This is a genomic window from Xanthomonas sp. 10-10, assembly GCF_040182365.1.
GTDB classification, from domain to species: domain Bacteria; phylum Pseudomonadota; class Gammaproteobacteria; order Xanthomonadales; family Xanthomonadaceae; genus Xanthomonas; species Xanthomonas arboricola_F.
Window position 1 is genome coordinate 4,015,697 of the sequence record NZ_CP144460.1, and the last position, 12,319, is coordinate 4,028,015.

General features: G+C 64.2%; 12 protein-coding genes and 1 other RNA gene. 10 read left to right on the plus strand and 3 right to left on the minus strand.

Going from position 1 to position 12,319, the window contains the following annotated elements; all coding sequences use genetic code 11:
• The first annotated feature begins 64 nt into the window (after window positions 1–64).
• From VZ068_RS16830 to VZ068_RS16865, 8 genes are all read left to right on the plus strand, one after another.
• Complete coding sequence (locus VZ068_RS16830; protein WP_039410450.1) at window positions 65–286, plus strand: TIGR02449 family protein; 222 nt, start codon at window positions 65–67, stop codon at window positions 284–286.
• Window positions 283–582, plus strand: a complete 300-nt coding sequence (locus VZ068_RS16835) for a cell division protein ZapA (RefSeq protein ID WP_259156292.1) — start codon at window positions 283–285, stop codon at window positions 580–582. The genes VZ068_RS16830 and VZ068_RS16835 overlap by 4 nt, the downstream gene beginning before the upstream one ends.
• Before the next feature lie 96 nt (window positions 583–678).
• Window positions 679–862, plus strand: a non-coding RNA gene (ssrS, locus tag VZ068_RS16840) — 6S RNA.
• A 695-nt stretch (window positions 863–1,557) separates the two neighbouring features.
• Window positions 1,558–2,148: a 5-formyltetrahydrofolate cyclo-ligase gene (locus VZ068_RS16845; protein ID WP_349655937.1), complete on the plus strand. Its 591-nt coding sequence runs from the start codon at window positions 1,558–1,560 to the stop codon at window positions 2,146–2,148.
• Window positions 2,145–2,615 carry an EVE domain-containing protein gene (locus tag VZ068_RS16850; protein WP_259156297.1) on the plus strand — a complete coding sequence of 157 codons (471 nt, stop codon included), beginning with the start codon at window positions 2,145–2,147 and terminating at the stop codon, window positions 2,613–2,615. The genes VZ068_RS16845 and VZ068_RS16850 overlap by 4 nt, the downstream gene beginning before the upstream one ends.
• A 102-nt stretch (window positions 2,616–2,717) precedes the next feature.
• Window positions 2,718–3,365 carry a ribose-5-phosphate isomerase RpiA gene (gene rpiA, locus VZ068_RS16855; RefSeq protein WP_064510477.1) on the plus strand — a complete coding sequence of 216 codons (648 nt, stop codon included), beginning with the start codon at window positions 2,718–2,720 and terminating at the stop codon, window positions 3,363–3,365.
• 236 nt (window positions 3,366–3,601) lie between these two features.
• Window positions 3,602–4,048 (plus strand): DUF192 domain-containing protein, encoded by a 447-nt coding sequence (locus VZ068_RS16860; protein WP_259156302.1) that lies wholly within the window; start codon window positions 3,602–3,604, stop codon window positions 4,046–4,048.
• Window positions 4,049–4,123: 75 nt separating this feature from the next.
• Window positions 4,124–4,969 carry a SirB1 family protein gene (locus VZ068_RS16865; RefSeq protein WP_259156303.1) on the plus strand — a complete coding sequence of 282 codons (846 nt, stop codon included), beginning with the start codon at window positions 4,124–4,126 and terminating at the stop codon, window positions 4,967–4,969.
• 29 nt (window positions 4,970–4,998) lie between these two features.
• On the opposite strand, the gene VZ068_RS16870 is transcribed toward VZ068_RS16865, so the two are convergent.
• Together VZ068_RS16870 and VZ068_RS16875 are read right to left on the minus strand one after the other, a co-directional pair.
• A complete protein-coding gene (locus VZ068_RS16870; protein WP_259156305.1) occupies window positions 4,999–5,454 on the minus strand; it encodes a hypothetical protein in 456 nt (151 codons plus the stop codon).
• A 217-nt stretch (window positions 5,455–5,671) separates the two neighbouring features.
• A complete protein-coding gene (locus VZ068_RS16875; protein ID WP_259156307.1) occupies window positions 5,672–5,911 on the minus strand; it encodes a rubredoxin in 240 nt (79 codons plus the stop codon).
• Window positions 5,912–5,934: 23 nt separating this feature from the next.
• On the opposite strand from VZ068_RS16875, the gene thiE reads away from it, so the two are divergent.
• Window positions 5,935–6,558: a thiamine phosphate synthase gene (thiE, locus tag VZ068_RS16880; protein WP_349655938.1), complete on the plus strand. Its 624-nt coding sequence runs from the start codon at window positions 5,935–5,937 to the stop codon at window positions 6,556–6,558.
• Between the two features lie 776 nt (window positions 6,559–7,334).
• Here thiE and VZ068_RS16885 read toward each other — a convergent pair.
• Window positions 7,335–10,517, minus strand: coding sequence for a TonB-dependent receptor plug domain-containing protein (locus VZ068_RS16885; RefSeq protein ID WP_259156310.1), 3,183 nt, complete (start codon window positions 10,515–10,517; stop codon window positions 7,335–7,337).
• A gap of 305 nt (window positions 10,518–10,822) precedes the next feature.
• Between VZ068_RS16885 and hemL the strand changes: the two genes are divergently transcribed.
• Window positions 10,823–12,112 carry a glutamate-1-semialdehyde 2,1-aminomutase gene (gene hemL, locus VZ068_RS16890; protein ID WP_349655939.1) on the plus strand — a complete coding sequence of 430 codons (1,290 nt, stop codon included), beginning with the start codon at window positions 10,823–10,825 and terminating at the stop codon, window positions 12,110–12,112.
• The last annotated feature ends 207 nt before the right edge of the window (window positions 12,113–12,319 follow it).

The following is a 12,319-nucleotide window of genomic DNA, read 5'->3' on the forward strand; positions in this document are numbered from 1 at the left end:
GGCGCGCAAGCAGGCCCTCATTCGGCGCTTGACCGCCGCGCGCGCGCGCCCCTATCGTGAGCGCATGGACAACGCCGCCGCCCTCGCCCAGATCCGCGCACTTGCCGCCCGCGTGGAAGCGCTGGTCGAGCGGACTCAACGGCTGACCGACGAAAACCGCAGCCTGCGCCACCAACAGGAGCAGCTGATCGGCGAACGTTCGCAGCTGCTGACCAAGAACGAGCAGGCGCGCTCGCGGGTGGAAGCGATGATCGTGCGGTTGAAGTCACTGGAGCAGCACACGTGAGCACCACCGAGCCGGTCAGCGTGCGTATTCTGGATCGTGAATACACGGTTGGCGTCACTGCCGACGAGCGCGAGAGCCTCACCGCCGCAGCGCGGCTGCTGGATCTGCGCATGCGTGAGATCCGCGGCAGCAACCGGATGGCCGCAGTGGATCGCGTCGCCGTGCTGGCCGCACTCAATCTTGCGCACGAGCTGCAGCAGTTGCGCGATCAGCAGGCGCTCTACGATCGCGAACTGGCCAATACGCTCGACACCTTGAATCGCCGTCTGGACAGCGTTGTCGACACGCCACGTTGAGGCGTACGTCGCACTGCCGTCGCAAAGATGAACTTTGCAGGGCGCACGCCGACGAATGGGCTAGCCATCGCGCAACAGAGGTCTATAATTCGCCTGCGTTCTCTGCTGTAAACGACAGCGTGCAAAACATTCGCCTTGTCCCTTAATTACGACCACGGGGGCGCGACGAAGCCGGGTGTGCAAGTCCGCCTTGTAGCGGGAAGCCCGATGGCCTCACAACGTCCCCACTTGAACCCCGGGTTCAAGGTCGTTTCGCCCGCATCGTCATGGCGGAGAATGCAAATCTGAAACGGCGCCTTCGGGCGTCGTTTCTTTTTGTACGTCCGGTCCTCGTCTTTTTACGCATACAGCGCTTGCAGCTGGGGCGTGGGCACGACGTGCTGCGTTGCGATCTGCGTTAGCGCGCCATTTGCGCCCGTGCAGAGACGCGTTGGCGTACGCGCACGCCGCTTGGCAGCGCAACGCTGCGATGCGTCGCTGAAGTGCCGCGGCCACCACCCACCGACACCGTGCTGGCGTCGTAGCTGCACGAACCGGAGCCCAACGCCACCGAATCGGCGCCGAGTGCGGTGCATGCGCCCTGCATCGTGTGTTTGGTCGTGGCCGCGCCTGAACTCACCCCCCGTTCGTCTATGCGATCCCTCCTGACGCCAGTTGGCGTATCCGCACCACCTGCTCTTCCAGTGACGACGCCAGAGCCTTGCCGCACGCTGCGGTCGAACCCATCGCGCGCACGCACTCCTGCGGGGAGGGGAGAGGTGCGATGGCGCGAGCATGTGCATGGCGCCCGCGCATGGCGTCGGGTCAGCCATGCAATGACGCGACATCCCATGAGAGTAATCCCCGTCGCGACACATCCGAAAAGTGCAGCTCGCAAAGACGCGGTGGACCACCGGCGCGCCACTCCGGCCGCACTGCTAGGCAGGTGGACGCTTGCCACGGACAATATGCCTCCCTCACCGCTGCGAGACACCGATGACCGAGGACCGAGAGGCGTTGCGCCAGCAATTGCGCGCGCAGCGGCGCAGCCTGCCGGCCGCGCAGCGTCTGGCCGCTGCCGATGCATTGGCCGAGCGCTTGCTGGCGCTGCCGTTTGCGCCGCAAACCGGCGCGGTGGCCGGATATTGGGCGATGGATGGCGAGATCGCGTTGCATCGCTGGCAACTGAGCCTGCCGGCCGGAGTGCGTTATTGCCTGCCGGTGCTGGACGGGAGCATGTTGCGCTTTGCGCCATGGCGACCGGGCCAGGGCCTGACCAGCAATCGCTATGGCATTCCCGAGCCGGACGTGGAGCGTGCCGATACGCTTGCCGCTGAAGAGATGGCGCTGGTAGTCACGCCGCTCACCGGCTTCGACGCCGCGTGTCGGCGGCTGGGCATGGGGGGCGGCTGGTATGATCGCAGCTTCGCGTTCCGGCATCGCCAGGCGCCGCCGCCCTGGCTGGTCGGCGTCGGCTTCGCCGCGCAGCAGGTGCCTGCCTTGACGACCGAATCCTGGGACGTGACGGTGGATGCCATCTGCACCGAACACGCCACCTTCCTGAAAGACGACAACCGCTCTGTATGACTGCCCGCAAGCGCTACTGGTTGATGAAGTCCGAGCCGGACACCTTTTCCATCGATGATCTGGAGCGTGTCGGCACCGAGCCGTGGAACGGCGTGCGCAACTATCAGGCACGCAACTTCATGCGCGACGGCATGCAGGTCGGCGATGGCGTGTTTTTCTATCACTCCAACTGCAAGGTGCCCGGCATTGTCGGTCTGGCCAGGGTGGCCAGCGCGGCCTACCCGGACGACACCCAGTTCGACCCCAAATCCGATTACCACGACCCCAAGGCCAACCGCGAAGATCCGCGCTGGATGCTGGTGGACGTGGCCTTCGAGCGCAAACTCAAACGCACGATTTCGCTCGATGAGATCAAGCAGCACGCCGATGCGCTGGGCGAAGGCTTCCCGCTGATCGCCCGCGGCAACCGGCTTTCGATCCTGCCGGTGACCGCCGCGCAGTGGAAATTGTTGCTGGCGATGGAGTAGCCGTGATTGGGGATTCGGCATTGGGGATTCGCCCATCGCCGCCCCGCGTGACCTGCTCTTGCCAATCCCTAATCCCCAATCACTAATCCCGAGCTCTCACCCATGTCCGAAGCAAAACGCCTGGCCGCCGAGAAGGCGATCGATTACGTGGAAGACGGCATGATCGTCGGTGTCGGCACCGGGTCGACGGTGGCCTACTTCATCGATGCGCTGGGTCGCATCGGCCATCGCATCAAGGGGGCGGTGTCCAGTTCCGAACAGAGCACCGCACGCCTGCGCCAGCACGGCATCGAGGTACTGGATCTCAACCACACCGGCAACCTGTCGCTGTACGTGGACGGCGCCGACGAGTGCGACCCGAACCGCTGCCTGATCAAGGGCGGCGGTGCAGCGTTGACGCGCGAGAAGATCATTGCCGAAGCCAGCGAGCGCTTCATCTGCATCGTGGACCCGAGCAAGCAGGTACCGGTGCTGGGCAAGTTTCCGCTGCCGGTGGAAGTGATTCCGATGGCGCGCAGCCTGGTCGCCCGCCAGATCCTGGCGCTGACCGGCGGCCAGCCGGTGTGGCGCGATGGCGTGGTCACCGACAACGGCAACGTGGTGCTGGATGTGCACAACCTGCAGATCACCGACCCGGTGGCGCTGGAGCGCAGCTTGAACCAGATCCCCGGCGTGGTCTGCGTTGGTTTGTTCGCGCGCCGCCCGGCCGATGTGGTGATCGTCGGCGGCGAACCGCCGCGCGTGCTCTGACTCGACTCACCGCTGCCAGCTAGAGGCGCGGGGCATTCTGCGGCATGAATGCCGCAGACACGTGGATTGGGGCATGTCCCGTGCCGCTCGGCGGCAAGGGACAGCCGCCAGGCCGCAGATCAGTCATCTACTCGGCCTGGACGCCTGCGCAAGACGCGCGCGCAGCGATGCACCGGCTTGACGCGCGCCGGTGCATGACAGAAGGTGCGCCATCCCTCGCCCCGCCGGTATGCCGCATGCGCCCTGTCCGCTTCCTCGTTCTTGCATGTCTGATCCTGCTCGGCGGCTGCGCCAGCAGCGGCTCCTGGGTGGAACTGGCCGGCACGCGCTATCAGGTGGAGCTGGCGCAGAACGCTGCCGACCGCACCAAGGGGCTGATGTTCCGCGATGCCATGGACGAAGATCGCGGCATGCTGTTCATCCATGACCGCCAGGAACCGATGGCGTACTGGATGAAAAACACCAAGATCGCGCTGGACATCCTGTATTTCGACAACCAGCGCCGGCTGGTGTCCCAGCAGCGCGACGTGCCGCCGTGTTCGGCCGGCGATGCCTGCCCGCCCTACCCCAGCAGGGCGCCGGCCCGCTATGTGCTGGAGCTCAATGCCGGCCAGGCGGCCAAGCTCAACCTGCAGGACGGGACCGAGCTTGTTTTCAGCCCGGATATTCCCAAGCTGAAGTGATTCACAGCGATGCGGTGTCTCCTGTCAGGAAGTACCGGACTTGAACCCCGCGCCGCTTGCCGACACTCTGTCGGCATGGTCGACATGCTCCCACTTCCCCATTGGACCGCGCTCGCCAGCCTGGACGACGATGCGGTGCCGTTGATGTCCACCGCGCTGCTGATCGCGCGCGACGAATATCCGCAGCTGGACGCCGAGTTGTACGACACGCTCGTGCAGAGCCACGTCGAGCACCTGCGCCGCGAGGTGGATGCGATCGATCTGTGGCCATTGAAGATGGCGGCGGTCAATCGCTACCTGTTCGACGAGCTGGGCTATTCGGGCAATCACGACGAGTACTACGACCCGCGCAACAGCTATCTCAACCAGGTGTTCGAGCGCCGGCTGGGCAACCCGATCTCGCTGGCGATGGTGCAGATCGAAGTCGCCCGGCGCCTGGGCATCCCGCTGGCCGGGGTGTCGTTTCCCGGCCATTTCCTGGTCCGGCTGCCGGTGGACGACGGCGTGCTGGTGATGGACCCGTTCAATGGCGGCCGCCCGCTGGGCGTGGACGAGTTGCGCGAACGCGCGCGTCCGCACCTGGGCGGCGAAATTCCCGACGACCGTGCCCTGGCGCAGATCCTCGACCCCGCCCCGCACCGGGCGATCCTGATCCGCATCCTGCGCAATCTGCACGGCGTCTACGCCGATGCCGAACACTGGGACCGCGCCGCACGCAGCGCCGACCGCATCCTGAAGCTGGTGCCCGACCAGCCCGAAGCGCTGCGCGACCGCGGCATGGCGTATCTGCACCTGGGCCACCGCAACGGTGCCCGGCATGATCTGTCGCGTTATCTGCTGCTCAATCCCGGCGCCCAGGATGCTGCAAACCTGCACGAGCATCTGGTGGAATTGAACAGTCAGCGCGCCCGGGCGCACTGACTGTTGCTGTCAGGAAACCATTCAAGGCGCTACTGGGGTTTACCCTGAGGAGACCTTGGCACCTGATAGGAGGTTATATACTCTCCATTCGCACCATATATAACCACTATATTATAGTTAGCGTCACTGTAAACCACCTGCGCACTACAAGGACAGTTTGCCTGAGCTGTCAGCATTCCGTTCGATTGCGCCATACCACCCTGTGCACTGGTTCCTATAGGCAGTTGAGATGCTGCACCTGGCACAAGGGATAACACTGCTAACACATCGTTGTTAAGAGCGTTAATCTGAACGAATTTAAGACCCGCCTTCTCGAAAACATACACTTTAAACAGCGGCGACAGGCTTAGATTTGCCTTGCCAGCCGGCAACCGCTCACCCATGCCCTGAATCAGGGACTGCTGGCCAGTGGTGGAACCAATCGCCCCGAATGGCACTGCAAAGGCCAAGGCAAACATCGCCGCACGCATCGATACCTTCAACATAAAAAATCCTTTTAATATTGAAATGATTTCGGAGAATTGCGCATGAACAGGACTAACCGAAAAGCAATCATGGTTCTGGCAGACATTATTGGCTGCCCACGCAAGCTACTCTTCTAAAATTCGTATTTCAACCTCCCCACATGAAATTCTTAGCCAAGAAGATAATTCCATTATTCTCCAGAGATAAGATCAATAAAATTCTCTGACCGGCATCTCTTCAGTCAATCTCCACCATCTCGAAGTCGTCCTTGGTCACGCCGCAGTCCGGGCAAGTCCAGGTCTCGGGCACGTCTTGCCAGGCGGTGCCGGGGGCGATGCCTTCTTCGGGGATGCCGTCGGCCTCGTGGTAGAGAAATCCGCAGACCACGCACATCCAGGTGCGGTAGGTGGTGGTGGATGTGTCGCTCATTGGATAATCGCGGTCACGCAACGGTGGGCCTGCATTGTCCCATCCCACCCACCTCTTTCGGAAGCGCTGTCATGCCCAACCGCCTCAACGTCCGCGGCGTTTACCTGATCACTCCCGATGAGCCCAACACGCAGCGCCTGCTGCTGCGCACCGCACCGTTGCTGCCTGCGATCGCCTGGCTGCAATACCGCAACAAGCAGGCAGACACGGCCCTGCGGCTGCGCCAGGCAAGCGCGCTGCGCGAGGCCTGCGCGGTGCACGGGGTGCCGTTGATCATCAATGACGATGCGCAGCTGGCCGCGCAGGTCGGTGCGCAGGGCGTGCACCTGGGCGAGGACGATGGCGATGTGCCGGCGGCACGCGCGCTACTGGGCGAGCAGGCGATCATCGGGGTGTCGTGCTACGACGAGATCGATCGCGCCCGCGCCGCAGCTGCCGCAGGTGCCAGCTACGTGGCCTTCGGTGCGTTTTTCCCGACCACGACCAAAGTGACGACGCGTCGTGCCACGCCTGCGTTGCTACAGCAAGCTGGAGAGTTGGGAGTGCCACGGGTAGCGATTGGCGGCATCACGGCGGCGCAGGTGCCCGCGTTGGTTGCAGCAGGTGCCGAGTTGGTTGCAGTGGTCAGTGGCGTGTACGCCGCGCCGGATCCGGTTGCAGCAGTGCAGGCATATCGGGCCGGGTTTGCGCGGTAGCGTGGCTGGCAGACGACAGCGCTGCCCTCGACACGTGCTGTCCAAGACGCCAGACGCAAGACCATGAAGATTTCGAGTCGTAACGATGTTTTATGCAGTCGGAAGCTCAGGTCAAAAGCTTGGTCAGTCGAGGGCGCGGCGCCCTCACCGCTTGCGGGACACGCCGTGAATCCGTCCGTGGAGGCTCGGTGGCGGCATCCATGCCGCCACACGGTCCCGCAAGCGGTAAGGACACCGCACCAGAGAGTGAGTCGGTTGCTTTTTTTTGAAGCCTTAGGTTGATCGCCTTGCGTGGCAAAGATGATCCGCGGCGTTCTTCAAACAACGCAAGTCATGCTTTGCTCTCACTATGCATACCGACACTCTCGACTGGTCCTTGCCGCCCACCGTCGCGGGATCTTACGCGGCATGGATGCCGCGTAAGAGCCTACAGGGGCGTACTTGCGGCGTGTCCCGCGATGGCAGGCGGGCAAGGGCACTGCAGCCAAACCACAGATCAACCGCTCTGCAAGTGATCTGTCCGCATCATCCACCCCACTCAAGACAACCGAATGATCGAGTCGTCGCATCGGATAGATGCAGGCAAAGCTCGGTGGACCGAGGGCGCGCTGCCCTCGCCGCACCAGAATGTTGATCGTGACTCGGTAAAAAGATCGCGCGGGTCGCGTGTCTTATCAAGGCCGTTGAAGCTGATTGAAGTCCCATCACCGCAAAAAAAAGCAGCGACGCGTGCCATCACGCGTCGCTGCTGGTTTTGACTCCGTCGCCTGACGCGATTAGAAGTCGTAGCTCAGCGTCACCCGGCCCGAGCGCGGCGCCTGGTAGGCCACGACCTGATCCCAGAGCGGGTTGGTGGTGTTGTCGGGCAACTGCGAGAACGGGTAGATGTTGGTCGCAGTCTGCTCGTTGGTGATGTTGAACACATCCAGGCGCAGCGCCAGCTTGCCGTCGGCGAACGCCGGCTTGTAGGTCACGCCCATGTCGAGCTGGGCGATCCAGCCCAGGCGGCCCTGCGAGCCCGGAGGCGATGCACTGCCGGTGCCGGTTTCCGGGTTGTAGCAGTAGTGGTACGGCCCGCCGGTGATCGCACTGCCGCCGTAACCGGCCGGATCGCGGCCGCTGTACTCGGTGCCGTAGTAGTTACCCAGGCAGTTATGCGGTGCGCCGGAGATCAGGCTGAAGTTGGCCGAAGCGCCCCATTGCGGGTTAAACTGATAGAAACCGAACAGCTTGAGCTGATGACGGTGGTCGTTGGATTGATCGCCGTTGAAATGCTCCATCAACGCTGCATGGTCCCAGCTCTGCGTGGTCGAGACCGAGGCCTGGCCCTGGTAGCTGCCCAGCGCGCCGCCGGTGCGCCACAGGTCCGAACGTACCTGGCCTTCGGTGGTGCCGTAGCTATGCGACCAGACGTAATTGACCTTGGCGTACCACTTGCCGTCGAACGGGCGCTCCAGATTGAATTCCACCGCCGAGTAGTTGCGCTTGAACTTCGGGAAACCCGCCGCTTCGCGACTCACCGACACTTCGTGGAACTGACCGTCGGTGCCGATCACGCCCCAGGTGTTGGTCTGGCCCGGATTGATCAGCGATGCGCCGGCCACCTGCGAGAAGTCGATGGTGACACCCTGCGCGGCCGCGGCGTTGATCAACGCGGTGTTGGAGACGTCGTAGTTCTGATCGTCGATGCCGGCATTGAGCCGACGATGCGTGCCGCGTACGCCCAGCACCCAGCCGGTGTCCAGCTGTTTGGTGAAGCCGAGGATGACTTCGTCCTGGTTCTCGCCCTCGATGTCCTTGACCACCGCGGTACGCACATCGGCGATGCGACCGAAGCGCGAGTTGGCCGACACCGCCGACCCCAGCTGCTGCGCCAGGATCGGCGTGCCGTCGGCGTTGATGCCGCTATAGGTGAAGTAGGTATCGGTGGTGGTGGCCGGGGTGAACAGGCTCACTGCCGACAACGGCAGACCGAGGTAGTAACGGCCGACGTTGCCGAACACCTTCAGGCTGGAATCGCCGTTGACGTCCCAGCTGAAGCCCAGGCGCGGCGCCCAGGCATTGTCCACTTCGATGTAGGGGTCGCCGAACGGGGTGTAGTTGGTGAATTCGTCCTTGCGCAGGCCCAGGCTGAGCAGCAGGTTGTCGGTGACCTGCCACTTGTCTTCGATGTAATAAGCGCGCTGTTTGGCCTCATACGAATACAGGCTGGTGTTGATGTTGCGTACCACGTAGTAGCCGCTGGAGCCGTTGACCGGATCGACCAGGCCCGGGCTCGGTGCACCGATGCCGCCGGCTTCGTTGGCGGACTGGCTGACCAACCCGCCGGTCGCCAGCCCATTGGGATCGTTGGTCTGCCCGTAGGTCCACGCAAAGCCCGGACCTGACAGCACCGAGCCGACATCGATACCTTCGGACTTCTGGTTGTCGATACCGAAGTTGAGCGTGTGATGGCCGATGCGCCATTCCAGATTGAGGCGCTGATTGTCCTTCTTGTACTCGCGGTCAGGCGAACTGACTGAAGTCACTAGTTGGTTGCCGATACGCGGCGTACCGCCGGTGTACGCCGGATTCTGCAGCGCGGCGCTATTGATGACGGGCCCGCCAGCCGCGTTGTAGTTGAACGGGGTCAGCTCGTCGGGCGTGGTCATCTTGCCGTACAGCGCAGTCACGGTGAGGTTGTCGCCGAGGTAGCCGGTGTACTTGCCGGTGAACAGGGTCGGGCCAGTTTTCCAGGTGGATTCATCGGTGAAATAACTGCCGCGCTGGCGATTGACATAGTCGTAGCGGTAGATCGACCCGTTGGTTTCGGCCTCGTCGCTGGCGCCGGTCACCTCGATCAGGTGATTGTCGGTGATGTTCCAGTCCACCTTGGCGTACCAGCGCTTCTGCTTGTAGTCGTAATCGGTGAGGCCGCCGGTGCGGCCGTTGTCGGTGTCGCGATTGGTGCCCACGCGTACGCCGTCCGAATCGACCTGCTCGGCGGCCAGGAAGAAGAACAGCTTGTCCTGGATGATCGGCCCGCCGACATAGGCGCTGTAGGTGGTCTGGTTGGCTTCGGCCTCGCTGGCCGGCTGATACAGACCGTTGGCCGCGCGCGCATAACGGTAGGCGGCGTTGTTGACGGTGCTGCCCTGGCTGTCCGGGCGCCAGTAGATATCGCGCTGGTTGGCGCGCAGGCCGTTGGGCTCCCAGATGACGGCGGCGCCGAACTTCCACTCGTTGGTGCCGCGCTTGCCGATCTGGTTGATGACACCGCCATTGGAGCGGCCGAACTGCGCGCCGTAGCCGCCGGTGAAGATTTCCTGCTGGTCGATGGCGCCGTACGGCAGGGTCAGGCCGCCCAGGTTGTTGCTGATGGTGGTGGTGTTGAAGCCGTTGAGGTAGTAAGCGTTTTCGCTGGCGGCCGAGCCACCGAAGCTGGGCAGCGAGCCGCCGAGCGGTCCGTTGTCGAAGCCGCCGCTGTTGACCACCACGCCCGGCGCCAGCAACGCGATCGCCTCGGCGGTACGCCCCAGCGGCAGCTGCGCCAACTGTTCGGAGGTGACCACGGTGCGGGTGTCCACGCTGCTGACGTCGATGGTGGCCAGGCTGGCGGCACTGACGGTGACGCTGTCCAGGGTCTGCAAGCCGCTCCCCGCGGCGCTGGCGGCAGCAAACGACACATCGGTGTTGGCGCCGACGGTGATGCTGACGTTTTCGCGGGTTTCCACCACCGCGCCGTCGCGCTTGACCGTCACCTTGTAGGTGCCCAGCGGCAGATTGCCGGCGGTGTAACGGCCGCGCGCATCCACCGGCACTTCGCGACTGAAACCGCTGTTGTTTTCCACCAGCACGCTGGTGCCGCTGCTCTGTCCCACGCTGCCGACGATGCTGCCGCTGGTGGACTGCGCGTGGACGCTCCCCATGGCCACGACCAGCGCCAACGCCAAGGCACGCTTCTGGATACTACGGTTCATGCTTTCTCCCCAAGATGGACACTGCCGGCAACGCGGCTAACTGAACGGGGCCAACGGCCACCGGAATCACACTTTCTGAACATCGGCAGCCGGGCGCCAATGACCGCACGCCATCAGCTCATACCCAAACTGTCGATACCGTCGCGTTCGATCATAGGCAGCCAAGTTCCCCTACCCGGCGGCTCCGACGGGTAGGCGGGCCACTGTCGGGTAGGCGCGCGAGCCCGCAGGCCTGACAATGGCGGACGCGATGCCCGCTACCGGGCATCGCTGCCCCCATCGATATTCCTCAAGGATCTGCGCGCATGAATCACACCCGCTCCCACGCCCTGTTCGCCCAGGCGCAGACCCTGTTGCCCGGGGGCGTCAATTCCCCCGTGCGGGCGTTCAAGTCGGTCGGCGGCGAGCCGTTCTTCGTGGCGCGCGCCGACGGCCCGTATCTGTACGACGTCGACGACAACCGCTACATCGACTACGTGGGCTCGTGGGGCCCGATGATCGCCGGCCACAACCACCCCGCCGTGCGCGAGGCGGTGGAACGCGCCATCCGCGATGGACTGTCGTTCGGTGCGCCATGCGCCGCCGAGGTCACCATGGCCGACACCATCACCCGGCTGGTGCCCTCGTGCGAGATGGTGCGCATGGTCAACTCCGGTACCGAGGCCACGCTGTCGGCAGTGCGCCTGGCGCGCGGCGCCACCGGGCGCAATCGCATCGTCAAGTTCGAAGGCTGCTATCACGGCCACGGCGACTCGTTCCTGGTCAAGGCCGGCAGCGGCATGCTGACGCTGGGCGTGCCTACGTCGCCGGGTGTGCCGGCGGGCCTGAGCGAGCTGACCGCCACGCTCAGCTTCAACGACTTCGAAGGCGCCACCGCGCTGTTCGACGAGATCGGCGCCGACGTGGCGGCGGTGATCATCGAGCCGGTGGTGGGCAACGCCAACTGCATACCGCCGCTGGCCGGCTACCTGCAGCATCTGCGCACGCTGTGCACGCGGCATGGCGCGCTGCTGATCTTCGACGAGGTGATGACCGGGTTCCGCGTCGCGCTGGGTGGCGCGCAGGTGCTGTACGGGGTGACGCCGGACCTGACCACCTTCGGCAAGATCATCGGCGGCGGCATGCCGGTGGGCGCGTATGGCGGGCGGCGCGAGCTGATGGAGCAGATCGCGCCCTCCGGGCCGATCTACCAGGCCGGTACCTTGTCGGGCAATCCGGTGGCGATGGCGGCCGGCCTGGCGATGCTGGAGCTGGTGCAGGAACCAGGCTTCCACGCCCGCCTCAGCGAGGCCACCGGCGTGTTGTGCCAGGGACTGGAAGATGCGGCGCGCGCCGCCGGCATCGCCGTCACCACCAATCGGGTCGGCGGCATGTTCGGGCTGTTCTTCACCGACGAAATCGTGGACAGCTACGCGCAGGCCACCGCCTGCGACACCACCAGTTTCAATCGCTTCTTCCACGCGATGCTGCAGCGGGGCGTGTACCTGGCACCGTCGGCGTACGAAGCCGGCTTCATGTCCAGCGCGCACGACGCTGCGGTGATCGACGCCACGCTCGCGGCCGCACGCGAGGCGTTTGCGGACGTGGCACGCTGAGGTTTGGGTCGAAACCTGCAGCAATGCAGAGCGTCTGGCGCGCATTGGCAGCGCGCGGTCGCGCGCCTGGCGCGCTTGCTGCCTGGCCTGGGTTTGCATCCACCGGCGAGGCGGCAGTGCCCGGGCGAGCGGGTATCTGCCGGCGCGCCGCCGTTGCCGACGGCGCGTGGTTGCAGGGCAGAACATCAGCGAGGTTGCCTGGCAGCG